19 protein-coding genes and 1 pseudogene are annotated in these 23,857 nt (G+C 67.7%); 14 read left to right on the forward strand and 6 right to left on the reverse strand.

The window, feature by feature from the left end:
• Positions 1–200 (reverse strand): annotated as a pseudogene (locus tag ACFU4Z_RS36045) (hypothetical protein); the annotation flags it as partial.
• A gap of 75 nt (positions 201–275) precedes the next feature.
• Complete coding sequence (locus ACFU4Z_RS36050; protein ID WP_379072755.1) at positions 276–1,097, reverse strand: methyltransferase domain-containing protein; 822 nt, start codon at positions 1,095–1,097, stop codon at positions 276–278.
• Positions 1,098–1,484: 387 nt separating this feature from the next.
• Here ACFU4Z_RS36050 and ACFU4Z_RS36055 point away from each other — a divergent pair, with 387 nt between their 5' ends.
• Positions 1,485–4,190 carry an ATP-binding protein gene (locus tag ACFU4Z_RS36055; RefSeq protein ID WP_379072757.1) on the forward strand — a complete coding sequence of 902 codons (2,706 nt, stop codon included), beginning with the start codon at positions 1,485–1,487 and terminating at the stop codon, positions 4,188–4,190.
• A gap of 119 nt (positions 4,191–4,309) precedes the next feature.
• On the opposite strand, the gene ACFU4Z_RS36060 is transcribed toward ACFU4Z_RS36055, so the two are convergent.
• A complete protein-coding gene (locus ACFU4Z_RS36060) occupies positions 4,310–4,549 on the reverse strand; it encodes a hypothetical protein (RefSeq protein WP_379072759.1) in 240 nt (79 codons plus the stop codon).
• Between the two features lie 88 nt (positions 4,550–4,637).
• On the opposite strand from ACFU4Z_RS36060, the gene ACFU4Z_RS36065 reads away from it, so the two are divergent.
• Together ACFU4Z_RS36065 and ilvA are read left to right on the forward strand one after the other, a co-directional pair.
• On the forward strand, positions 4,638–5,072 hold the full coding sequence (locus ACFU4Z_RS36065) for a nitroreductase family deazaflavin-dependent oxidoreductase (RefSeq protein ID WP_379072761.1): 435 nt from the start codon (positions 4,638–4,640) through the stop codon (positions 5,070–5,072).
• A gap of 68 nt (positions 5,073–5,140) precedes the next feature.
• Positions 5,141–6,496 (forward strand): threonine ammonia-lyase IlvA, encoded by a 1,356-nt coding sequence (ilvA, locus tag ACFU4Z_RS36070; protein WP_379072763.1) that lies wholly within the window; start codon positions 5,141–5,143, stop codon positions 6,494–6,496.
• Positions 6,497–6,558: 62 nt separating this feature from the next.
• On the opposite strand, the gene ACFU4Z_RS36075 is transcribed toward ilvA, so the two are convergent.
• Both ACFU4Z_RS36075 and treZ read right to left on the reverse strand, forming a co-directional pair.
• Positions 6,559–7,815: a serine hydrolase domain-containing protein gene (locus tag ACFU4Z_RS36075; protein ID WP_379072765.1), complete on the reverse strand. Its 1,257-nt coding sequence runs from the start codon at positions 7,813–7,815 to the stop codon at positions 6,559–6,561.
• 225 nt (positions 7,816–8,040) lie between these two features.
• Positions 8,041–9,792, reverse strand: a complete 1,752-nt coding sequence (gene treZ, locus ACFU4Z_RS36080; protein WP_379072767.1) for a malto-oligosyltrehalose trehalohydrolase — start codon at positions 9,790–9,792, stop codon at positions 8,041–8,043.
• A gap of 199 nt (positions 9,793–9,991) precedes the next feature.
• On the opposite strand from treZ, the gene ACFU4Z_RS36085 reads away from it, so the two are divergent.
• From ACFU4Z_RS36085 to ACFU4Z_RS36095, 3 genes are all read left to right on the forward strand, one after another.
• On the forward strand, positions 9,992–10,606 hold the full coding sequence (locus ACFU4Z_RS36085; protein WP_379072769.1) for a class I SAM-dependent methyltransferase: 615 nt from the start codon (positions 9,992–9,994) through the stop codon (positions 10,604–10,606).
• Positions 10,607–10,659: 53 nt separating this feature from the next.
• Entirely contained in the window at positions 10,660–11,232 is a 573-nt protein-coding gene (locus ACFU4Z_RS36090; RefSeq protein WP_379072771.1) for a TetR/AcrR family transcriptional regulator, read from the forward strand.
• A 79-nt stretch (positions 11,233–11,311) separates the two neighbouring features.
• Complete coding sequence (locus ACFU4Z_RS36095; RefSeq protein WP_379072773.1) at positions 11,312–12,502, forward strand: Cmx/CmrA family chloramphenicol efflux MFS transporter; 1,191 nt, start codon at positions 11,312–11,314, stop codon at positions 12,500–12,502.
• Between the two features lie 152 nt (positions 12,503–12,654).
• On the opposite strand, the gene dnaE is transcribed toward ACFU4Z_RS36095, so the two are convergent.
• Positions 12,655–16,206: a DNA polymerase III subunit alpha gene (gene dnaE / locus ACFU4Z_RS36100; RefSeq protein WP_379072775.1), complete on the reverse strand. Its 3,552-nt coding sequence runs from the start codon at positions 16,204–16,206 to the stop codon at positions 12,655–12,657.
• Between the two features lie 402 nt (positions 16,207–16,608).
• On the opposite strand from dnaE, the gene ACFU4Z_RS36105 reads away from it, so the two are divergent.
• From ACFU4Z_RS36105 to ACFU4Z_RS36140, 8 genes are all read left to right on the forward strand, one after another.
• Positions 16,609–17,007 (forward strand): hypothetical protein, encoded by a 399-nt coding sequence (locus ACFU4Z_RS36105; RefSeq protein WP_379072777.1) that lies wholly within the window; start codon positions 16,609–16,611, stop codon positions 17,005–17,007.
• 94 nt (positions 17,008–17,101) lie between these two features.
• Complete coding sequence (locus tag ACFU4Z_RS36110; protein ID WP_379072792.1) at positions 17,102–18,301, forward strand: histidine kinase; 1,200 nt, start codon at positions 17,102–17,104, stop codon at positions 18,299–18,301.
• Between the two features lie 51 nt (positions 18,302–18,352).
• Positions 18,353–19,150, forward strand: a complete 798-nt coding sequence (locus ACFU4Z_RS36115) for a LytR/AlgR family response regulator transcription factor (RefSeq protein ID WP_379072780.1) — start codon at positions 18,353–18,355, stop codon at positions 19,148–19,150.
• The gene (locus ACFU4Z_RS36120; protein WP_379072782.1) at positions 19,147–19,515 is read left to right on the forward strand and encodes a hypothetical protein; all 369 of its coding nucleotides are present in this window, start codon (positions 19,147–19,149) and stop codon (positions 19,513–19,515) included. Before ACFU4Z_RS36115 ends, ACFU4Z_RS36120 begins: the two co-directional genes overlap by 4 nt.
• Before the next feature lie 54 nt (positions 19,516–19,569).
• Positions 19,570–21,324 (forward strand): cation acetate symporter, encoded by a 1,755-nt coding sequence (locus tag ACFU4Z_RS36125; RefSeq protein WP_379072784.1) that lies wholly within the window; start codon positions 19,570–19,572, stop codon positions 21,322–21,324.
• Positions 21,325–21,519: 195 nt separating this feature from the next.
• The gene (locus tag ACFU4Z_RS36130; protein WP_379072786.1) at positions 21,520–21,906 is read left to right on the forward strand and encodes a DUF485 domain-containing protein; all 387 of its coding nucleotides are present in this window, start codon (positions 21,520–21,522) and stop codon (positions 21,904–21,906) included.
• The gene (locus tag ACFU4Z_RS36135) at positions 21,903–23,549 is read left to right on the forward strand and encodes a cation acetate symporter (RefSeq protein ID WP_379072788.1); all 1,647 of its coding nucleotides are present in this window, start codon (positions 21,903–21,905) and stop codon (positions 23,547–23,549) included. Before ACFU4Z_RS36130 ends, ACFU4Z_RS36135 begins: the two co-directional genes overlap by 4 nt.
• Before the next feature lie 67 nt (positions 23,550–23,616).
• On the forward strand, positions 23,617–23,857 hold a 241-nt coding region (locus ACFU4Z_RS36140), incomplete at its 3' end, for an acetyl-coenzyme A synthetase N-terminal domain-containing protein (protein ID WP_379072790.1).

The raw sequence follows: 23,857 nt of genomic DNA on the forward strand, positions 1-23,857 counted from the left end.
TTCAACGGCGCGATGCGGTTGATCGTCTCATCCCTGTTGCCCACCATCAGGTTCCCGCCCAGCGGCGACGCGTAGGTCCTCTCGTGCGGCGGCAGGGTGATGATCTCGGCGCCGGCGCGAGGTGCCGAGGCCACCGGCGAAAGCGCAGCAACACACACTCCGGCAAGCACCAGAGCTACCTTCGTCATGGTCGACTGCATGACGGAGATTCTAGTAGCGCACCGCTATAACGATGGGCTAGGACACGGCTTGTGCTGCGTCTCGTTCCCCCGCGGCTACCGCTTGTGTGCCAGCACCGCGAACATGGTCACCGACAGGTGATAGTCGCCCACGGCGATGCCCGCGTCCAGGTCGGCCCGGAATTGATCATGTTGTTCGGCGGTGATCGCCCCCGCCGCGACGGCCCGCGCCGTCATGTCACCGTAGAGCGGCAGCGCCGACCCCGGGTCCCAGATCACCGCCTCTGAGCCCATGTCGTCGATCTCGAAATCCGCGGCGACCAGCAGACCGCGCAGACGGCGGCCGGATGCCGGATTGGGCGTGTTCGCCAGCAGCGTCTCCGATACGGCCCGCACGACCGCAGGATCGCCGGGATGGGTGATCGAGGTGTGCCAGTCACTGTCGATGAGCAGCACCCGGCCGCCGGGGCGCAGCACTCGGGCGATCTCGGCGGTCGCGGCGGCCGGGTCGTCGAGATGCTGATAGACGCGCTCACAGCGGATCGCATCGAAATGGCCGTCGGGAAAGGGCAATTGGTAGACCGAGCCACCGAGATACCGCGCCCTCGACCCGGCTGCCTCGGCGCGCTGCTCGGCGATAGCGACCATGGCAGGATTCGGATCGATGCCGACCGCCTCGCCGTCCGGGCCGACGCGCTCGGCGAATGCCATGACCTCCGAGCCGGTGCCCGATCCGATGTCGAGGGCCCGCTCCCCGGCCGTGACCGCGAGCGCCTCGTGCGCCCAGCGCCGCATCCGGTGGATGCCGGGTAGTCGAGCCTGCACATCGAGAATGGCGACGAGCATGTCGATCTGTCCGGAATCGACCTGATCGGCGTGGAAGGACGGCCCCTCTTCGGTCATGTCTCTGTGTGCCATAGACCCGACCGTACCTGCGGCGCGGCACCATGCGGGGCGGTCTGATCATTGTCCGGCGAGGACACAGCGGCATCCGAGACAGCGACCTCGAGCACCGCTTCGCCCGGCAATGCAGCTCCGGCGATGCCGCGACCGCCTCGTAGCGCAGCCCGGACGGCGCGACAGCTGTGCGCAGGCATTTCGAACGGGCGTGCGCTCGCGACCGTTGGGGAACCACCCTGATGGTCGTCGCGCCCGGTCCCCACTCGCGGACTACGCCGAGTTACCGATCTGGAGCAGACCTTCGCCACCACCGGAACGACGAATGCGAGGGTGCCGGACCGCTGCTGCCCTCCGACGGGCCGGCGGACGCTGAGCGGCCGTCCACGCGACGGCTACGGTGAGCAGATGCTCCACGGACGAGAAGCCGAACAAGCACTGATCGATCGGCTGTTGCAGGGAGCCAGGGAGGGTCGCAGCGGCGCTCTCGTTATTCGCGGCGAGCCCGGAATCGGGAAGACGGCGCTGTTGGACTATGCGGCGGCCCAGGGTATTCCGACGGTGCGCAGCGCCGGTGTCGAGTCGGAGGCGGAGCTGCCCTTCGCCGCGCTGCACCTGCTGGTGCGGCCGGGACTCGAGCTGGTGGACACGCTGCCCGGCCCGCAGCGCGATGCGCTGCGCGGCGCGTTCGGCCTGACCCAGCACAATCCGGCCGACCGGATGCTGATCGGTCTCGCGGTGCTCTCACTGCTGGCCGAGGAAGCCGCCGATGGCCCGCTGCTGTGCCTGATCGATGACGCGCACTGGCTCGACCGTGCGACGGCCGAAACACTGCTGTTCGCGGCCAGGCGGCTCGATGCCGAGGGCGTCGTCATCCTCTTCGCGACCCGGCCTGCGGACGACGATTTTCCCGCACCCGGTCTCGCCGAGTTGACCGTCACGGGATTGCGGCAGGACGCGGCGGCGGCACTGGTGGACAGCCGCACCGCCGAGCTGGCTCCCGCCCTGCGCTATCGACTGCTGACCGAGGCGGCGGGCAACCCGCTGGCACTGCTGGAATTGCCCGCGGTGCTGGCCGTCGAGGCGACCGGCACGGGTTCGGCGAGCACGGGGCCCAACCCGTTGCCGCTGACACAGCGCCTGCAGGTGGCCTTCCACGGCCAGGTCAGCAGGCTGCCCGCACCGACACGCACACTGCTGCTCGCCGCCGCAGCGGCAGGCACCGATGACCTCGGCACGGTGTTGCGGGCCGCGGCGGCCCTCGGCCCGCAACTGCCGGATCTGCAACCCGCTGAGGACACCGGGCTGCTGCACAGCAATGGTCGAACGCTGGTCTTCCGCCATCCACTGCTGCGTTCGGCGGTCTACCAGGGCGCACCGCTCGCACAGCGCCTCGCCGTGCACACCGCGCTCGCCGAGGCGTTGCACGATCCCGCGGACGCGGACCTGCGCGCCTGGCATTTGGCCGCCGCGGCAACAGGTCCCGATGAATCGACGGCAACCGCACTCGAGGAAACCGCCGACCGTGCGCGGCGGCGCAGCGGCTTCTCCGGCGCCGTCACCGCGTACGAGCGTGCGGCCGGCTTGAGCACCGACGCGAAAGCCCGTGTCCGGCGACTGGTCTTGGCTGCCGAAACCGCAAGCGAGGCAGGTCAATTGGACCGCGCCCGCACACTCGCCGAACGCGCGGCGGGCCAGAACAGCGACCCGCTGCTCGACGCGCGCCTCGATCTGGTGCGAGCGACCGCGGAATTCGGTGCAGGCAAACCACTCTCGGCCCACCAGCTGCTGCTGTCAGGCGCGGACCTGGTGCGCGACGGCGAACCGGTGCACGCGGCCCGCATCCTGGCGCAGGCGGTGCACACGGCCTGGTATCTCGGCGCACCCGAATTGGCGGACGTCGCCGCACGGCTGACCGCGCTGGCATTGCCCGAGTCGGATTCGATGACGCCGATCGCCCGCTACACGGTCGCCGCCATCGACGGCCGCTACACCGTCGACCTGCGCGAGACGGCCGCCGAGGCCCGCCGCAACGGCGCCGACAGCCCGCGGGACCTGGTCCAGATGTGCGGCGCGGGCCTGGTCGTCGGCCAGGACGACCAGGTCGCGGAGCTGGCGCAGACCCTCATCGCCGAATGCCGCGACCAGGGTCGCATCGCCCTGCTGCCGACGCTGCTGTTCTTCCGTGGCGAGGCCGAGGTGTTCCTCGGCAGGCCGCACGAAGGCCGGATCGCCGCGACCGAGGGACTGCGGATTGCCGAGGACATCGGCCAGGACCATTGGATCAGCCAGCTCAGCAGCTACCTCGCCTACCTGGCCGCGTTCGAAGGACGTGAGCAGGACTGTCGGGCACTGGTCCAACGCGCGCTGGCCGAGCAGTTCGGCGGCGCCGCCGCGCCCGGTGCGCCATGGGCGAATTCGGCGCTCGGCCTGCTCGAGCTCGGCCAGGGCAAAGTCGAGACGGCGCTGGCGCGGCTGGAGCTGCTGACCGCCGAACCCGCCCGCCATCATGTCGCGGGGATGCGCGCTCTGCCGGATCTGATCGAGGCAGCGGTGCGGCTGGGCAGTCCGGAGCGGGCCGGCGACGCCTTGGAACGGCTGCTGGCGTGGGCCGCGGGCGCACGACAGGACTGGATCTGCGCGCTCGCCCACCGCTGTCAGGCGCTGATCGATCCGGAAGCCCAGGCGGAGGACCACTTTCAGGCCGCGCTCGCCCTCGGCGGCAGGCCGTTCGAGCAAGCGCGTACCCAGCTGCTGTTCGGCGAATGGCTGCGCCGCAACCGCCGCAAGGTCGATGCGCGCAACCAGTTGTCGCCCGCGTTGGAAATCTTCGAACGACTCGACGCCGCACCATGGGCCGAGCGCGCTCGCACCGAACTCGCCGCCCTCGGCGTCGGCACCGCGGCACGTCCGGCGACCGGGGTACTTGCCCGGCTGACCCCGCAGGAGCTGCAAATAGTGCGGCTCGCGGCGCAGGGCATGTCCAATCGCGATATCGCGGCGCAGCTGTTCCTCAGCCCGCGGACCGTGGGGCATCACCTGTACAAGGCATATCCGAAGCTGGGCGTGTTGTCCCGAGGCGAGTTGGCCGAGTTACCGCTCGACGCGGATTGACCGACTTCGGCGGGCCGGATCGGTAGACCGATCGATCACGAGAGAGGCCGTCGAACTGCTCGGCCTATCGCCTCGCCGAGGGAAGGACCCGGGGTGATCGACGACAGTCGAGCGGACGGTCAGCGCGCGGAGAGGATCCGGTCCGTGGAGCGCGCCGAGGCCGACCGGCGCTTACCCGGTTGTCCGATGATCCAGCGGGCTCCGGCCACTGCCGCGGCCACGAGCACCGCCACCTGCAGCGAGCCGGTGATGAGCGCCAGAATCAGGCAGGTCACCAGCCCGGCGGCGAGCGCCTCGAGCTTGTACGTCGGCCACGCGGTGCCCGCGATATCGACGGTGGAAGGGTGAACCGTTGCCATGTGGTCAGGATATACGGATTACGAAGTTCGGTCCACCGAACATTCCCGGAGCGGGAACAGCGGGCAGCACTGTCGCGTTGCCCCGGATATGCCACTCACGGGAGACTATGCACCGAGCACGTCCGACTGGGCTCGCAAGCAGGCGGAAAAGTACGAGAGCTCCGGCGGCACCGACGGCACCTCACTGCAGGGCAAGCCGGTAATCCTGCTCACCACGCGCGGCGCGAAGACCGGCTTGCTGCGCAAGACGCCGCTGATGCGGGTCGAACACGACGGGGAATACGCGGTCGTCGCCTCACTGGGCGGGTCGCCGAAGAACCCCGTCTGGTACTACAACATCAACGCCGATCCGCACGTCGAGCTGCGCGATGGCACCGTGACGAAGGACTACGTCGCCCGCCAGGTCTTCGGTGATGAGAAGGCCCGATGGTGGGAGCGCGCCGTCGCGGTCTGGCCGGACTACGCGAACTACCAGACGAAGACCGACCGCCAGATTCCGGTCTTCGTACTCACCCCGCAGTAACCCGCCACTGCGCACCGCAGGCCCACCCGCCGCGTCGGCCCGACGCGGCGGGTGGCAGCATAATTCGGGTGTCCAATCCGCTTGATGTACTCGACGAACTGTCCGCTTCTCGTCCTGCGCTGAGCGCGGACGAGATCGACGCCGCCGCCAAGCGCATTGCCGACATTATCGAGCCGACCCCACTACAGTTCAGCGCCCGGCTATCGGCGCTGACCGGTGCCCAGGTCTACCTCAAACGCGAAGACTTCTCGGCCGTCCGCTCCTACAAGTTGCGTGGCGCCTACAACCTGATCGTGCAGCTCACCGAGGGCGAGAAAGCCGCAGGCGTGGTCGCGGCCAGCGCGGGCAATCACGCCCAGGGCGTGGCCTTCGCCTGCAAGGCGATGGGAATCAGCGGCCGCATCTACGTGCCGACCACCACGCCGAAGCAGAAGCGTGACCGCATCCGAGTGCACGGCGGCGAGTTCGTCGAGCTGATCGCCGTCGGAGAGACCTACGACGCGGCCGCCGCGGCCGCCGCCGCCGATGTCGAGCGCACCGGCGCGACCATGGTGCCGCCGTTCGACGATGTGCGCACCGCGGCCGGTCAGGGCACCATCGCCGCCGAAATCCTCGACCAGCTCGGCACCTCCCCCGATCTGGTGGTGGTGCCGGTGGGCGGCGGCGGCTGCCTGGCAGGCATCGGCACCTATCTGCGCGACCGCTCACCGCAGACCGGCATCCTCGGCGTTGAGCCGGCAGGCGCGGCCTCGATGACCGCGGCGCTGGTCGCGGGCGGACCGGTGACGCTGCCGGAGATCGATCCGTTCGTGGACGGCGCCGCAGTGCGCCGGATCGGCGATGTGCCCTTCGCGGCGGCCTCGAGCTTCGGCGGCCGGGTGGTGTCCCATGGCTCGCTGCCTCTACTCACGGCTACCGAATCTCCCGGTGGCGCAGGCGCTTTCCGCATCATGCAGGTGGACGAGGGCGCGATCTGCACCGCCATGCTCGATCTCTACCAGAACGAGGGCATCATCGCAGAGCCCGCGGGCGCGCTCGCGGTCACGGGGTTGTCGGAGATCACCGTCGAGCCCGACTCGACGGTGGTGTGCCTGATCTCCGGCGGCAATAACGACGTGTCCCGCTACGGCGAGATCATCGAGCGTTCGCTGGTGCACCGCGGCCTGAAGCACTACTTCCTGGTGGACTTTCCGCAGGAGCCGGGCGCGCTGCGACGCTTCCTGAACGAGGTGCTCGGGCCCGACGACGACATCACCATGTTCGAGTACGTCAAGCGCAACAACCGGGAAACCGGTGCGGCGCTGGTCGGTATCGAACTCGGTGTGCCGGAGGGGTTGGCGTCGCTGCTGGAGCGCATCGCGGACACTCCGATCCAGTGCGAGCGGCTGGAACCGGGTTCTCCGGCCTACCGCTATCTGACCTGACGCATCGGACTCGTGCGCCGTCCCGCCTTTCGCCGCCGGCGCACGGGTGCCCGTGCTGATCGCTACGCCGCCTCGGGTGTCTCCATGAGGGCGGCGGCCCGCCTGGTCGAGCGCAATCCGGCAAGCACCATCGGCAGCAGCCAGGCCGCCGAGGATTGGTCGAAGGTCAACTGCCCCACCGAAAGCCGGTTGTGCACGAAGCCGACCGAAAGGCCGAGGCGCGGCTCGGCCCAGCCGAACGAGCCGCCGAGACCAATGTGACCGAGACCCGCGCGACCACCGGGCATCGGCAGCGAGTGATAGCCGAGATGCCAGAGCATCGGTGCGTAGAACAGCGCGTGGTCGAGTCGGTAGCTCTCGATCCGGCGCACCGCCTTGATGGTCCGTGGCGACAGGTACTGACGACCGTCGGCAATTCCATTGTTGGCCAGCGCACCGTACATGGTGGCCAGGGCTGATGCGGTGCTCACTCCGTTGCCCGCACCGAGTTCGGTGCGCAGTATGGGCGGATTCTCGCCCTCCAGGATCGATTCGACGCCGGGCAGGAACAGGCATCGGGCAGCCGCGCCGAGTGCACCGGGAATGCCATAGCTGAAGCCCAATACCTTTGCGGTGAGCGGGTTTCCGATCGGACGCAGCTGGTTGCCCGCGAGCTCGGCGTAGCTGGTCGGCGCGGAGGCCGGCGGGCGGCCCAGATGAATGCCGTCGATGCCGAGCGGCTCGGCGACCTCGGTGCGGAACAGCTCCGCCATGCCGTCGCCGGTGATCGCGCGAGCCAGCCCGGCGAGCAGCCAACCGTAGGTGAGCGCGTGGTACGCCGGAACACCGAGCAGGCGATCGGGTTTCGCGGCGGCGAGGCGCTCCTCCATCAGCTGGTGATCGAGGATTTCCAGGCCGGAGGCGATCGGACTCAGTGCGGACAGGCCCGCACGGTGGGTCATCACCTGACGGACGGTGATGCCGCCTTTGCCATTGGCGCCGAATTCGGGCCAGTACTCCGCCACCGGGGCGGCATAGTCGAGCAACCCGCGGTCGGCGAGGCGATGGATCACCGTGGCAGTGATGCCCTTGGTCGCCGAGAAGACGATAGATCCGGTGTCCTTCGTCCACGGCGTGTTGCCCGCACTCCCGGTCCAGATCTCGACGAGAGGCGCACCGCGCAGATGCACCGCGAGCCCCGCGCCCGCGCCACGACGGTTTCCGAAGGTCTTCGCGAAACGGCGTACCAGTGGTCCGAATTCAGCGGCGGCGCTGCCGCCCACCCCGACGGGGAGTTCGCCCGACAGGCCGAAGTCCCCGGATGCAGCCACGTTGCTCATTACTCAACGGTAATGGCGCCGGTCACACTCGGCAATGGTCATTGTCTCGGACAGTTGAGACCGGGCGTTCCGAGCCGCCAGGAATGCGGCTGCTAGCCATCGGTTTCCGAAGCTTTCGAAACGATAACATCGCAGGTCAACAAGGTAAATACGCCCAGAAACGGCCGACGGTGATAACAATTTTCGTTCGGTTTTCGTGCGGCTGCCGGGCTGGACCACCGGCAGTTACCGGATCCGCTCCGACTCGGTGATCTCATCCGCTGATACCACCACGAACGAATGCCCGGGAACGACTGTCCCCGAACCGGCTTCGACGGGTTCGCCCCAGGCCAGCAACACGGTTCCGCCAATCGGCACGGTGACCGGATCGGCGGACAGGTTGCACACCAGCCGCACCGTCCCTCGGTGCACGACGATCCAGCGGGCATCCTCGTCGTAGTCGACCACGACACGGGTCAGCCACGGGTCGGTGAGCTCGGCCCGCGCGCGGCGCAGCGCGATGAGCGCGCGGTAGCAGCCGAGCAGCCCGGCATGACGCGCGACGCCCAGCTCCGACCAGTCGAGTTTCGAGCGCAGAAACGTCTCCGGGTCCTGTGGGTCGGGCACATCGTCACTGTCCCAGCCGTGCTCGGCGAACTCGGCCTTGCGGCCGGCGGCGGTGGCGGCCCCGATCACCGGATCGGTGTGCGAGGTGAAGAACTGGAAGGGTGTGCTCGCACCCCACTCCTCCCCCATGAACAGCATCGGCGTGTAGGGCGAGAGCAGCACGAGGGCGGCCTTGATCGCCAGTTGCCCGTCGGTGAGGTTGACGCTCGGCCGGTCACCGATCGCGCGGTTGCCGACCTGGTCGTGGGTGCAGGTGTAGGCCAGTAGCGCACTCGCCGGGATCACCCTGGTGTCCAGTGGACGGCCGTGGGTGCGGCCACGGAAGCTGGAATACGTTCCGGCGTGGAAGAAACCGTTGGTCAGTGTGTGCGCGAGGCAGCCGAGCGTGCCGAAATCGGCATAGTAGCCCTGTCTTTCCCCGGAGACCGCGGTGTGCACGGCATGGTGCAGATCGTCGTTCCACTGTGCGCTCAGCCCGTAGCCGCCCACCGCCCGCGGGCTGATCAGCGTCGCGTCGTTGAGATCGCTTTCCGCGATCAGGGTCAGCGGTCTGCGCAGGTTGGCGGCGAGGCGTTCGGTCTCGATGGCCAGTTGGGCGAGCAGGTGGGTAGCGGTGCGGTCGACCAGCGCGTGCACCGCGTCCAGCCGCAGCGCATCGATATGGAACTCGCGCAGCCAGCGCAGTGCGTTGTCGATGATGAACCGGCGCACCGTATCCGAGCCCGGCCCGTCCAGATTGAGGCTCTGACCCCAGGTATTGCGCCCGTCGGTCAGATAGGGCGCGAAGCGGGGCAGGTAGTTGCCGGAGGGACCGAGGTGGTTGTAGACGACATCGAGCGCGACGGCCAGCCCTCGTGCGTGACAGGCATTCACGAAGCGCTGCAAACCGTCGGGGCCACCGTAGGGTTCGGCCACCGCATACCAGAGCACACCGTCGTAACCCCAGTTGTGGGTGCCGTCGAAGGCGTTCACCGGCATCAGCTCGATCACTGTCACGCCGAGTTCGACCAGGTGATCGAGACGTGCGATCGCTGCGTCGAACGTACCTGCCGGAGTGAAGGCGCCGATGTGCAGTTCGTAGTAGATCGCACCCGCCAGCTGCCGTCCGGTCCAGCCGGAATCGGTCCACACCGCCGGGTCCAGAGCGTGCAGCGCCGAGCGCCCGTGCACACCGTCGGGTTGACGAGGCGAGCGCGGATCGGGCAGCACCGTCGGATCGTCATCCAGGAGGAAGCCGTAGCGCGCGGCCGGCGCGGACGCCACCTCGGCTCGCCACCACCCCCCGGCCGACCTGGTCATCGGATGCACCGAACCGTCCACTTCGACCCGCACCCGCTCCGAACGCGGCGCCCACACCTCGAACAGGTTCACCGCGCCAGCATCGCACGGCCGACATCTCCACACGTGCCGAGCGTTGGGGCGTTCCGGATTCGGACAGGATCCCTGACCAGCGCCGCGGGCGTTCCGCATGGCCGATTCGCCCGCTCCGCGTTCATCGCATGGCCTTCGGACACCCGCCTGCCCGACAGACACCCTGGCGCTCCCGGTGCCGCGCTGACACAGTAAAGGAGTGGGCATCTACAACGATCAGATCGTGCCGCGCATCGTCGACGTGGCCTGCGGCGCGAAGTTCCTCGATCCGCAGCGCAAGCGGGTCTGCGCCGGACTGCACGGGCGGGTGGTGGAGATCGGCTTCGGTTCCGGGCTGAATGTGCCCTTCTATCCGGCGGCGGTGCGGTCGATCAGCGCGGTCGAACCGGCGGATCTCGGGTGGAAGCTCGCCGCAGGACGCCTGGCCACGGCCGCCGTGCCGATCGAACGCGCCGGGTTGGACGGTCAATCGCTCCCCTTCGCCGACAACTCTTTCGACACCGCCCTCTCGACCTGGACGATGTGCACCATCCCGGACATCGCGGCCGCACTGGCCGAAGTCCGCAGGGTGCTCGTTCCCGGTGGCACGCTGCACTTCGTCGAGCACGGCCTCGCGCCGGATCCGAAGGTCCAGGTCTGGCAGCACCGGCTCAACCCGATCCAGAAGGCCGTCGCGGGCGGCTGTCACCTCGATCGCGATATCCACGGGCTGGTCGAGACCGCGGGCTTCGAGATTCGCGACACCGATGTCTTCTACGTGCAAGGCCCCAAGTTCCTGACGGCGCTCACCCTCGGTGTCGCGGTATCGCCCTGACCCACCGCGCATTTATTGGAACGATCTGTCCAAAATATGCTAGCGTTGGCGTCATGGCGCGACCGAGACGATTCGACGAGGAGCGGGCGGTCGACGCGGCGATGCGCGCGTTCTGGACCGCGGGCTACGAGGGCACCTCCACCCAAGACCTGTGTGAGGCAACAGGACTCGGGCGCAGCAGCATCTACAACACCTTCACAAGCAAGCACGATCTGTTCGATCGCGCACTGCAGCGGTACATGACCACCAAGAACGCGGCCATTTTCGAGCTGCTCGACAGCGACGAGCCGGCCAAGGCGAAGATTCGCGCCCTGCTGTGGCAGGTGATCGACGCACCCGAGGAGGAACCGACCGGCTGCCTGGTGGTCAATTCGACCGTCGAGCTGGCCCCGCGCGATCGCGCGGTGGCCGCCGCGCTGCGCACCGATCAGGAGCTGCGATTGGCCGCGCTGACCGCCGCCATCGAAAGTGGCCAGCGCGCGGGCGATATCGCACGCGGCAGGGATGCGCGCGATCTCGCACACTTCGTGAACGCCACCATCGCCGGAATGCGCGTAGCGGCGCGCGGTGGAGCGGGACGGGATGCGCTGACAGCCATTGCGGGCACCGCGCTCAGCGCACTGTAAGACCAGCGAGGCGGCATCACGCCGCCTTTTCTTTCGAGTTCATTTTGAACTGATCAATCCAAAATTAGAGAGGTATCCGATGCCGTTAGCCGTCTTCGTCCTGGGGTTGTCCATCTTCGCCCAGGGCACCTCGGAGCTGATGCTCGCCGGGCTGCTGCCCGAAATGGCCACCGATCTCGGCGTGACCATTCCGCGGGCGGGACTGCTGATTTCGGCATTCGCCCTCGGCATGCTGGTGGGCGCACCGGTGCTCGCGGTGGTCACACTGCGCTGGCCACGCCGCGATGCACTGCTCGGCTTTCTCGCCGTCTTCGTCGCCGCCCACGTCGTGGGCGCCTCGACCTCGGACTATTGGGTGCTGTTCGCGACCAGGGTGGTGAGCGCCTTTGTCTACGCGGGGTTCTGGGCGCTGGCGGCGACCGCCGCGGTGAGCCTGGTGCCGGAGAACGCGCGCGGCAAGGCGATGAGCATCGTCGCGGGCGGACTCACCATCGCCACCATTGTGGGGCTGCCCGCGGGCACCGTCATCGGCCAGCACTTCGGCTGGCGCGCGGCATTCTGGGTGGTCGCCGCGCTGTCGGCGCTCTCGGCGATCGGCGTGCTCGCGAAGATCCCCGGCGGACGGCCGACCCAGGTGCCGCAATTGCGGAATGAACTGCGCACCATGGCCAACCCGCGGTTGTGGCTGTCCTACGCGAGCACCGCGCTGTCCACCGGGTCGATCTTCGTGACCTTCTCCTACCTCGGCGCCATGCTCGCGGACACCACCGGAATCTCCGAAACCTGGATTCCCGCGGTGCTCGCGCTCTACGGCCTCGGCAGCCTGATCGGCATCAGCATCGGCGGCCGCACCTCCGACGCCCACCCCTTCCGCACCCTCTACATCGGCGCGGCGGGCATGACCATCATCGCCGCGGGACTGGCACTGACCGCGAACCAGCCCGCGCCGGTGATCGTTCTCGTATTCCTCCTGGGCGCTTTCGGTTTCGCCACCAACCCCGCGCTCAATACCCGGGTCTTCAGCCTCGCAGGCGCCGCCCCCACCCTCGCCACCGCCACCAACTACTCCGCGTTCAACGTCGGCATCACCGTCGGGCCCTGGCTCGGCGGCATCACCATCGGCGCAGGCCTCGGCTACGCCTCGGTCGGCTGGATCGGCGCGGCGATGGGCCTGGCCATGCTGGCCACGATCGCCTGGGCCCAACGCGTGCACCGCGGGCCCGCTATCGCGAAACCTGAACCACAGCCGCTCGCCGAACTGGCCCACTGACCGAAGGAGTCCGAACTTTCCCACCGCCGCCCGACTTCCTGGCGACGACCGGAACGCTGGGCGATCCGACCTCGACGACCGGTCCACGACCAGATCGAATGCCCAACCCCGACTTGCCGTGTGGCAAGCCGGGGTTCGGCGTCGGAGGTAGCTCAGCCGGCCAGGCAGCCGGGTCCGAGGAGGGCCTTCAGGTCGCCCATCAACGCCGACGACGGCGAGACGCGCAGGCTGTCGTCGAGTTTCAGCAGGGTGGTCTTGTCGCGGGCGCCGACCAGCCGCAGGTGCACATCCGCGGTGCCGGGGTGGCTGGTCAGCACACGTTTGAGGGCGCTCACCTTGTCAGGGGTGCACAGCCTGGTCGGCAGGATCACCGCGAGCGGCTTGGCCACGCCGATCGAGGAGAGGTCGGGGACGGCGAGATCGTTGGCAATCAACGAGATCCGGTCGTCGCGGACCGAGACGCGAGCCTTCACCAGAACGACCGCGTCCTCCACGACATCCATGCCGTAGACCGAATACGACTGTGGGAAGAAGAGCACCTCGATGCCACCGGTCAGATCTTCCAGCTGCGCGGAAGCCCAGGCCAGACCGTTCTTGTTGATCCGGCGGTTGACCGAGGCGAGGATGCCGCCGATGGTCACCTGGGCGCCGTCCTTGATGTCACCCTCGAGAATGGCGGGGATCTGCGTATCCGCTTGCGCGGCAAGCACATGCTCGACGCCGTTGAGCGGATGCCCGGACACGTAGAGGCCGAGCATCTCACGTTCCAGCGCGAGCTTGTGCTTGGTCTCCCACTCCTCCTCCGGCACCTTGACGTTGAACACCGACGCCATCGAATCGTCGCCGTCGTCCATCCCGCCGAACAGGTCGAACTGCCCGATCGCCTCGGCCTTCTTGGTGGACATCACCGCGTCGATGGCATCGGAGTGGATGAGCAGCAGGCCCTTGCGCGGATGCCCGAGCGAGTCGAATCCGCCTGCCTTGATGAGGGATTCGGTCACCTTCTTGGTGCAGGCGACCGCGTCGATCTTGTTCAGGTAATCGGAGAAGTCGGTGAACTTCGACTTCTCCTTGCGCGCGGCGATGATCGAGGACACCACGTTCGCGCCGACATTGCGCACCGCGCCGAGGCCGAAGCGGATATCGGTGCCGACCGAGGCGAAGTTCATTTCGGACTCGTTGACATCCGGCGGCAGCACCGTGATGCCGAGGCGGCGGCAGTCCGACAGGTAGACCGCGGCCTTGTCCTTGTCGTCACCGACGCTGGTGAGCAGTCCCGCCATGTATTCGCCGGGATAGTTGGCCTTGAGGTAGGCGGTCCAGAAGGAGACGAGACCGTAGCCCGCGGCGTGCGATTTGTTGAACGCGTAACCGGCGAAGGGAAGGATGGTGTCCCACAGCGCTTTCACCGCGGCCTCGGAGAACCCGTTGGCGGTCATGCCCTCGTGGAAGCCCTTGTATTCGGCTTCCAGGACCTCGAGCTTCTTCTTACCCATGGCCTTACGCAGCGCGTCGGCCTTGCCCATGGAGTACGAGGCGACCTTCTGGGCGATGAACATGATCTGCTCTTGGTAGACGATCAGACCATAGGTCTCCGAGAGGATGTCCTTCAGCGGTTCCTCGAGCTCGGGGTGGATCGGCGTGATCGGCTGACGGCCGTTCTTGCGGTCGGCGTAGTCGTTGTGCGCGTTCATGCCCATCGGGCCGGGGCGATACAGCGCGAGCACAGCGACGATGTCGTTGAAGCCGGTCGGCTGCATGCGCCGCAGCAAATCGCGCATGGGGCCGCCGTCGAGCTGGAAGACGCCGAGAGTGTCACCGCGGGAAAGCAATTCGTAGGTTGCCGGGTCGTCCAGCGGCAGATTGTCCAAATCGAGATCGATGCCACGGTTGGCATTGATGTTGTCCATCGCGTCACCGATGACGGTCAGGTTGCGCAGCCCGAGAAAGTCCATCTTCAGCAGGCCGATGGCCTCACAGGACGGATAGTCCCAGCCGGTGATGATGGCGCCGTCCTGGGCCCGCTTCCAGACCGGGATGGCATCGGTCAGCGGCTCCGAGGACATGACCACCGCGCACGCGTGCACGCCCGCATTGCGGATCAGGCCCTCCAGGCCGCGCGCGGTCTCGTAGATCTTCGCGACATCCGGGTTGTTCGCGATGAGCTCGCGGACCTCGGCGGCTTCCTTGAAGCGCTCGTGATCGGGATCGGTGATGCCGGACACCGAGATGTCCTTGGCCATGATCGGCGGCGGCAGCGCCTTGGTGATCTGGTCGGCGATGGCAAAACCGGGCTGGCCGAACAGCACTCGCGCGGAGTCCTTGATCGCGGCCTTGGTCTTGATGGTGCCGAAGGTGATGACCTGGGCGACCCGGTCGGTGCCCCACTTCTCGGTCGCGTAGCGGACCATTTCACCGCGGCGGCGATCGTCGAAGTCGATATCGATATCGGGCGCGGACGGGCGCTCCGGATTCAGGAACCGCTCGAACAGCAGGCCGTGCGGAATCGGGTCGATATTGGTGATGCCCAGCGCGTACGCGACCAGCGAGCCTGCGGCCGAACCACGGCCGGGGCCGACGCGGATGCCGACGTCCTTGGCATGCGAGACGAGGTCGCCGACGACGAGGAAGTAGGCGGGGAAGCCTTTCTGCTTGATGACGTCGAGCTCGAAGTAGGCGCGGGTGTAGTACTCGTCGGGGACGCCGTTCGGGAACCGCCGCGCGAGACCGCGATCGACTTCCTTGCGGAGGTAGGAATTCTGGTCGTCGCCCTCGGGCACCGGGAACACCGGCATCCGGTCGCGGAACTCCCACACGTCGTCATAGGACTGCACGCGCTCGCCGATGAGCACGGTGTTGTCGCAGGCGCCGGGCACTTCGGCATCCCAGATCGCGCGCATTTCCGCAGCGGACTTGAGGTAGTAACCGTCGCCGTCGAATTTGAAGCGGGTCGGGTCGCTGAGCGTCTTGCCGGTCTGAATGCACAGCAGCGCTTCGTGATTGGTCGACTGATCCTTGGTGACGTAATGGCAGTCGTTGGTCGCGATCGGCGGAATGCCGAGCTTCTTGCCGATCTCGATGAGTCCTTCGCGGACCCGGCGTTCGATGGACAGCCCGTGGTCCATGATCTCCAGGAAGAAGTTCTCCTTGCCGAAGATCTCCTGCCACTTGGCCGCGGCCTCCAGCGCCTCCCGATCATGGCCGAGGCGCAACCGGGTCTGCACCTCACCGGAGGGGCACCCGGTGGTGGCGATGATGCCCTCGGCGTACTGGGCGATGATCTCCTCGTCCATCCGCGCCCACTTGCCGAGCTGACCTTCCAGCGATGCCAGCGACGACAGCTTGAACAGGTTGCGCAGGCCGGTCGCGTTCTCCGCGACCATGGTCATGTGCGTATAGGCGCCGGAGCCGGAGACGTCGTCGCCCTTCTGGCTCGGATCGCCCCACTGGATGCGCTTGGTGTCGAACCGGGAGGCGGGCGCAATGTAGGCCTCGATGCCGATGATCGGCTTGATGCCCGCTTTTTTCGCGGAGTTGTAGAACTCGGAGGCGCCGTACATATTGCCGTGGTCGGTCATCCCGACCGCGTCCATCCCCAGCCGTTTCGCCTCGGCGAACAGGGGCGAAATCTTCGCCGCACCGTCGAGCATGGAGTACTCGGTGTGGTTGTGCAGGTGAACGAACGATCCGGACGAGGCGGCCAAGACGGTCCTTCCTCCCAAGGTCTCGACGGGGGTTGGCCTAGCGATTCTAGGCACGTCGGTACGACAAGTTTTCTGCGGCGCGCACGCCGCAAAGAGACGTCCCAGGAGGGCCCGGCGTGTCGGTGTCGAAGATCACCGGCGCGTCTGGCGAGTCGCCATGGAGCTGTCCATTTTCCGCGAATGACGTCCAGCGCGGACCGGTCGACAGTACGCGACGCCCGCGGTCACGTTCTCCCCCGCGCTGCTGGATCGACGGAATCTCGACCACCGAGGCGGCGCGCGTGGCAACGTTTATCGCGATGAACGTACGGGCGTGACCGCACAACCATAAGGATCCGACCCAACTCTGCAGGGGTGCTGATGAATACAGCCAGATCTTTGTTCGTCCTTTCCGCTACACCCATGGCCGCCGTAGCGCTACTGGCCACCGCCGCACCCGCCACCGCGGAAGGCAAGTTCGCCACCGCCTACTCGCTCACCCAGGGCGCCTGTTTCGCGCAGGTCGAGACGTCTGTCAACGGTGACGCCTATCCGTCGAGCGCGGGGTTCACCGTGAACACGACCATGTTCGGCATCGGACCGTGCACGCTGCCGGTCACGCTGAACTGGCGCAATGCCGCCACCGGCGCGACAGGCTCGTTCAAAGTGACCGCGAACGGCCCCGGGTACTGGAGCAACAGCGGACCCGCCGCGATCTTCCAGCCCGGAATCGGCGATTTCACCAGCACGGTGATCATCGGCGCGGCGCACGTGCCGGACCCGGGTACACGGACGTTCACGGTGCACGAATACCAGCCGTAGCCTGCGCTTCGGCGCTGCTGTCACCGACTGCGTGACGGCATCGGGATAATCGGGCGATGACGTGGCAGCAACACACCCCCTCGACGGGTACGCGTTGACGACGGCGGCAGTAGCCGTTGTCGCCTCGGTGCTGTTGCTCGCCGGTGCGCTGCTGGTGTGGTCGCGGACCCGTCGGACCGTGACCACCCCGGCCGAGCGCGCGGTGCACACCGCGCTGCACACCGCGTCGCTGGCCGCGCGTCCCTTGCGTCAGGGCCTGACCGATCAGTCCGCGCAGGAATCGGCGCCGCACCTGCGCGCCCTCACCGGAGCCGAGGCGCTCGGCGTCGCCGATCCGGACGGCACCTTGCTCGCCTGGGACGGCCCGCACTCCGATCTCGCCGAGCATTTCGCCGAGGCCGCGCGCCGCGCGATGGCGACCGAGCGACCGGTCCTGGTGTCCGGGCCCGGCCGCGCAGAGCACTCCGGGCGCACCTTGATCGCTCAGCCATTGCTGATCGAAAACTCCGGAGTCGCCGGCGCGCTGGGAGTGGTGACCACCGGGCAGCCGGGACCCGGCAGGCTCGGCGCGGTGGCGGAGGTGGCGCGGTACGCCTGCGGCCAGCTCGAGTTGGCCGAACTCGATGCATCCCGCGCCCGCTTGGACCGCGCCGAGGTGCGCGCGTTGCGCGCCCAGATCAGCCCGCATTTCATCTACAACGCACTCAATACCGTGGCATCGTTCGTCCGGACCGACCCGGATCGGGCGCGGGAGCTGATCCTGGAATTCGCTGACTTCACCCGCTATTCCTTCCGCGCCGCAGGCGAATTCACCGTCCTCGCCGACGAACTGCGCAATATCGAGCGTTATCTCGCCCTGGAGCGGGCCCGCTTCGGCGATGCGCTCGCGGTGCGGCTGCAGATCGCGCCGGAGGTGCTCGGCGTCGTGCTGCCCTTCCTGGCGCTGCAACCGCTGGTGGAGAACGCGGTCCGGCACGGCTTGGCGGGGGCGACCCGCGGCGGCACGGTGAGCATTATCGCCACCGACGCGGGCACCGACTGCGTGATCAGCGTCGAAGACGACGGCATCGGGATGGATCCGGACCTGCTGCGCTTCGGCGCCCTCGACGCGATCGAAACCGGCACCGGCCCTGCGGCTTCCGGCGAATCGGCCCATGTGGGCCTTGCCAATGTCGACGACCGGCTGCGCGCCGCCTTCGGCAACGACTACGGCCTGATCGTGGAAACCGCGCCAGGAGCAGGCACCAAGGTGAGCCTGCGGGTCCCCAAGTTCCGTGCCGGCATCCAGGCATGAGAGGTCGACCCGATCCGGCGCCGCGAAGCCAGCGCTTACGATGGACCGGTTGTGACCCGGACCACTGACCAGTCCGCCGGAGTGCTTCGCGTGCTTGCCGTGGACGACGAGAAACCGGCTCTGGACGAGCTGGTGTATTTGCTGCGCGCGCAATCGGGTGTCGGCGAGATCCACAGCGCGGGCGACGCGACCAACGCGCTGCGGCTGATGCGGGCCCATCCCATCGACGCGGTGTTCCTCGACATCAATATGCCCGGGCTGGACGGGATGGAATTGGCGGGCATCCTGTCGGAGTTCGCGAACCCACCCGCCGTGGTGTTCGTGACGGCGCACGATGATCGGGCGGTGGCGGCATTCGATCTCGGGGCTGTCGATTACCTGCTGAAGCCGCTGCGCGAGGCGCGATTGGCCGAGGCGGTGCGGCGAATCGCCGCCGCGCGCAGCGCGCCCGCACCGGTGGCCGCGCAGCCGCGCGCCGATCCGAACGAGGTCATCCCCGTCGAGCTCGGCGGCGTCACCACATTGGTGAACCGCTCGAGCGTGAGCTGGGTGGAGGCGGACGGTGATTACGCGCGGCTACACACCAGCGCCGGGTCGCATCTGGTGCGGATTCCGCTGACCGCGCTGGAGTCCCGCTGGGAGAATGCGGGATTCCTGCGGGTGCACCGGTCGTATCTGGTGGCGCTGCGGCTGGTGACCGGATTGCGCACGGTCGGCACCGGCACGGTGGTGTGCCTGCGCGCGGACGGGAACGCCGCGGCGGTGGAGCTGCCGGTCAGTCGGCGACAGGTCCGCGAGCTGAAGCAGCGTCTCGTGCGCGGCCCTCGACAGCAGTGGAACCAGCTGTGACCGGACCGCAGCAGCGACTGACCCGGCAGCGTGTGGTGCTGGCCGAGCGTCGCGGCGCGCGGCGGGTCCGCACTCGCGTCGAGGTGGCCGAACAGACAGAGATCGGCGAGGCCATGATCGGCGGGCTGATTCGCGCCCAGCTCGGTCTCGCGCTGCGGGTGGGTCTGGTCACGGTCCTCGTATTGTGCTCGCTGCCATTGCTTTTTCAGATCGCGGCGGTCGGCTCATTTGTGGTGTTCGGACTACGGCTGCCGTGGCTGCTGCTCGGTATCGCGGTCTATCCACTGCTCTATGCCGTCGGGCGCCTGTATGTTCGCCTCGCCGAGCGCAACGAACAGGACTTCCTCGAGCTGGCGGACGAGTGACGTGAACACTGACGCGGCAACCGATCTCACACCGCGAGCCGGCCGGAGACGACGATGAGCACCAGCACCGCACCCGCGCTCACCATCGCCGCCCTGCTGCTCGCCGCACTCGCCACCGTCGCCATCGGTGTCTACGGCGTGCGCTTGGCGCGGACCACGTCGGACTTCCTGGTTGCCTCGCGCAGTGTCGGGCCGCGCTGGAACGCGGCGGCGATCTCCGGCGAGTATCTTTCCGCCGCTTCCTTTCTCGGTGTTGCGGGGCTCATCGCCAAGTACGGGGCCGACGCGCTGTGGTATCCGGTCGGATTCACCGCGGGATATCTGGGATTGCTGTTGTTCGTCGCCGCGCCGCTGCGGCGATCGGGGGCCTACACCGTGCCCGACTTCGCGGAATTCCGGCTCGGCTCGGTGCGGCTGCGCAAGCTGGCGGCGGTCGTTGTGGTACTGGTGTGCGGGGTATATCTGATTCCGCAGTTCCAAGGCGCCGGGTTGACACTGCGCATCCTGCTGGGTGTGCCGGACTGGGTCGGCGCGGTAGCGGTCGGGGCCATCGTGATCGCGAATGTGGCCGGCGGCGGGATGCGGTCCATCACGCTGGTGCAGGCCTTCCAGTACTGGCTCAAGTTGACCGCGGTGGCGATACCGGCGCTGGTGCTGCTCGGGCATTTCCTCGCCGACGATCGCGAGCTCGCCACGCCCGCGCCTCCGATCGTCACCGAGCCGACGACCGTCGATGTGAGCACCGATGTGGTCGTTCAGGTTGCCGCGCCGCAGCAAGTTTCGATCGACGGCACCCTCGACGACCACGCGGTGACCGGACCGGTGCTGCTGACATCCGGCGAACACGAGCTGGCCGCGGGCACCCAGCTGGTCCTCGATGCCGGCGCTGCCGTGCCGGTGGTGGCCGGTGCGCCAGCCGACGGCGCGGCCTGGCTGCTGCCCGGCGGCGGGTTCGGCGGATCGCATCCGACCTACCAGGTGTTCTCCTTGATCGTCGCCACCTTCCTCGGCACCATGGGGTTGCCGCATGTGCTGGTGCGCTTCTACACCAACCCCGACGGCCGGGCGGCGCGTACCACAGCGCTCGCGGTGATCGGGCTGGTCGGAGTGTTCTACCTCTTCCCGGTGCTGCTCGGGGTCTTCGCGCGGCTCTACGTACCGCAGCTGCTGATCACCGGCACCTCCGATGCCGCGGTGGTGCTGCTGCCGGGATCGGTGCTCGCCGGTCTGCCGGGACAGCTGCTCGCGGCGCTGGTGGCCGCGGGCGCGATCGCCGCGTTCCTGTCCACCTCGTCGGGTCTGCTCGTGAGCATCGCCGGCGTGCTCAGTACGGACATGCTGCGCGGGCGCATTCGCGATTTCCGTGTCGCGGCGCTGTGCGCCGGTGCCGTACCCCTCGGTCTTTCGCTCACCGTCGCCTCGCTCGATCTGTCCCGCACTGTCGGGCTCGCCTTCTCGGTCGCGGCGTCCACGCTCTGCCCGCTGCTTGCTCTCGGCATCTGGTGGCGCGGGCTGACCGCGATCGGGGCCGCTACGGGGCTGATCATCGGTGGTCTCGCGGCGGGCGGCGCGACGGTGGTTTCGGTGCTCGGCGGGGTCTCCGACGAGGTGGCGGGCGGCTGGCCCGCGGCGGTGCTCGGCTATCCGGCCGCGATCAGCGTCCCCCTGGCATTCGCATCGATGATCCTGGTCAGCAAAGTGACACGCGGCCAGAGCGCACGCACGGTCGGGCGGATCTTCGTGCGCCTGCACGCGCCGGAAAGGCTCGGCATGGGCGCCGACCGGGAGCGCGTGCTGCGCTCGAACTGAGACTGCCCGCGGGCGACCGAGCCGACGGAGCGACCCGATTTTCGACTCCGCAGGCCGGACCGCTCGTCGCGTCCAGCCGACCGTTCACCGCACAAACCGGCACCTTCACAGAGTGACCTGCGCCACATCATGATTCCCTCACGCCGACCTGGCTACGGTCTGCGCAGTAAGCCACGTCACACGCTAGGACTCCTGATGACCAGTATCGACCTCGACGGCGAGAGCACCGAGCCTCGGCGCTCGGATGCCGCCGCGCCGCCGCGCACGCCGAGCGCCGAAGATTTCGCCGCCGTGCAAGCGAGTCCGCAATTCCAGGAGCTGCGAAGCCGGTTGCGCCGCTTCGTGTTTCCGATGACCGCACTGTTCCTGGTCTGGTATCTGAGTTACGTGCTGCTCGGCGCATACGCGCACGACTTCATGGCCACCGAGGTCTTCGGCAACATCAACCTCGGCTTACTGCTCGGCCTCGCGCAGTTCGTCTCGACCTTCGCCATCACCGCGCTCTATGTCCGGTTCGCCAACCGCGAGCTCGACCCGCGCGCGGCCGCAATTCGTCACTACCTCGAAGGGGGCCGGGCATGACCACCTTCGCCGGTACGCAATACCTCGCTGCGGGGACGGTCGGCAATCCGGCCGCGAACATCGCTATCTTCGCCCTCTTCGTCGTGATCACGATGGTCGTGGTGATCAGGGCCAGTCGCAACAACCGCACCGCCGCCGACTACTTCACCGGCGGCCGCGGCTTCACCGGTCCGCAGAACGGTGTCGCCATCGCGGGCGATTACCTTTCCGCGGCAAGCTTTCTCGGCATCGCAGGCGCGATCGCGGTGTACGGCTACGACGGATTCCTCTACTCGATCGGTTTCCTGGTCGCCTGGCTGGTCGCATTGCTGCTGGTGGCCGAAATGCTCAGGAACACCGGCAAATTCACCATGGCGGACGTGCTGAGCTTCCGATTGCAGGAAGGCCCCGTCCGCACCGCCGCCGCACTGACCACGCTGGCCGTCTCGCTGTTCTATCTGCTGGCGCAGATGGCGGGCGCAGGCGGTCTCGTCGCGCTGCTGCTCGATATCTCCGACAAGACCGGGCAGTCCATCGTGATCGCCGTTGTCGGCGTGCTGATGATCGTGTATGTGCTGGTCGGCGGCATGAAAGGCACCACATGGGTGCAAATCATCAAAGCCGCGCTGCTCATCACCGGCGCCGCGCTGATGACGGTCATGGTGTTCGCCAAATTCGGCTTCAACTTCTCCGACATCCTCGGCTCGGCCCAGGACGCGGTGTCCGGTTCGAAGACCAAGGGCGTGGCCGCGCGTGACGTGCTCGCCCCCGGCGCCCAGTACGGCGGCAGCTCGACCTCCAAGCTGAACTTCGTCTCCCTCGGCTTGGCTCTGGTGCTCGGCACGGCCGGTCTGCCGCACGTGCTGATGCGCTTCTACACGGTGCCCACCGCGAAAGAGGCTCGGCGATCGGTGGTCTGGGCGATCGGACTGATCGGCGCGTTCTACCTGTTCACCCTGGTGCTCGGGTACGGCGCGGCCGCGATCGTCGGCCCCGACCGCATCCTGGGCGCGGCAGGCGGGCAGAACTCGGCGGCGCCGCTGCTGGCGTTCGAGCTGGGTGGCGTTGTGCTGCTCGGCATTATCTCCGCGGTCGCCTTCGCCACAATCCTCGCGGTCGTCGCCGGACTGACCATCACCGCCTCGGCGTCGTTCGCCCACGACATCTACGCGAGCGTGATCAAGAAGGGCAAGGTCGACGAGGACAAGCAGGTCCGGGTCTCCAGGATCACCGCGGTGATCATCGGTGTGCTCGCCATCGGACTCGGCATCCTCGCCAACGGCCAGAACGTCGCGTTCCTGGTGGCGCTCGCCTTCGCTGTCGCGGCCGCGGCGAACCTGCCGACGATCCTGTTCTCGCTGTTCTGGAAGCGGTTCAACACCACGGGAGCGCTGTTCAGCATGTACGGCGGCCTGATCTCCACCATCGTGTTGATCGTATTCTCCCCGGCGGTGTCGGGCACCAAGACCTCGATGATCCCGGGTTCGGATTTCGACTGGTTCCCGCTGTCGAATCCAGGAATCGTCTCCATCCCACTGGCTTTCGCGCTCGGGGTGATCGGCACCTTCCTGGGCGGCCGGAAGCAGGAAGACCCGGCGAAGGCCGCGGAGATGGAGGTCCGCTCACTCACCGGCGTCGGCGCGGAGAAGGCGGTCGTGCACTGAGACCTGCCGCCCCGACATTTCGACGGGATGAGACCGCGTCCCTTGTTGTTCCGATAGGAGTTCCACGTTGACCAGCGCAACCACCGACCTTGACACGACCGGCCTCGACAGCACCTCCGGTGCCGTACCGGCCACCTACCCGCCGGAGGCCGCCTTCACCGCGACCGCCAATGCCGGTGCGGCCGTGTACGACCGGGCCGCGGCCGATCGGCTCGCGTTCTGGGCCGAACAGGCCGGACGGTTGCACTGGGATCAGCCCTGGACACAGGTCCTCGACTGGCGCGACGCACCCGTCGCGAAGTGGTTCG

The sequence above is a fragment of the Nocardia sp. NPDC057440 genome (assembly GCF_042802915.1).
Taxonomy (GTDB): Bacteria; Actinomycetota; Actinomycetes; order Mycobacteriales; family Mycobacteriaceae; genus Nocardia.

Bases quoted from the DNA above. Each gene is read 5' to 3' on its own strand.
- ACFU4Z_RS36135 (WP_379072788.1), top strand. From the start codon at position 21,903: ATGACCACCTTCGCCGGTACGCAATACCTCGCTGCGGGGACGGTCGGC.
- ACFU4Z_RS36055 (WP_379072757.1), top strand. From the start codon at position 1,485: ATGCTCCACGGACGAGAAGCCGAACAAGCACTGATCGATCGGCTGTTG.
- ACFU4Z_RS36105 (WP_379072777.1), top strand. From the start codon at position 16,609: ATGGCCGCCGTAGCGCTACTGGCCACCGCCGCACCCGCCACCGCGGAA.
- ACFU4Z_RS36095 (WP_379072773.1), top strand. From the start codon at position 11,312: ATGCCGTTAGCCGTCTTCGTCCTGGGGTTGTCCATCTTCGCCCAGGGC.
- ACFU4Z_RS36060 (WP_379072759.1), bottom strand. From the start codon at position 4,549: ATGGCAACGGTTCACCCTTCCACCGTCGATATCGCGGGCACCGCGTGG.
- ACFU4Z_RS36125 (WP_379072784.1), top strand. From the start codon at position 19,570: ATGAGCACCAGCACCGCACCCGCGCTCACCATCGCCGCCCTGCTGCTC.
- ACFU4Z_RS36075 (WP_379072765.1), bottom strand. From the start codon at position 7,815: ATGAGCAACGTGGCTGCATCCGGGGACTTCGGCCTGTCGGGCGAACTC.
- ACFU4Z_RS36050 (WP_379072755.1), bottom strand. From the start codon at position 1,097: ATGGCACACAGAGACATGACCGAAGAGGGGCCGTCCTTCCACGCCGAT.
- ACFU4Z_RS36065 (WP_379072761.1), top strand. From the start codon at position 4,638: ATGCCACTCACGGGAGACTATGCACCGAGCACGTCCGACTGGGCTCGC.
- ACFU4Z_RS36090 (WP_379072771.1), top strand. From the start codon at position 10,660: ATGGCGCGACCGAGACGATTCGACGAGGAGCGGGCGGTCGACGCGGCG.
- ACFU4Z_RS36130 (WP_379072786.1), top strand. From the start codon at position 21,520: ATGACCAGTATCGACCTCGACGGCGAGAGCACCGAGCCTCGGCGCTCG.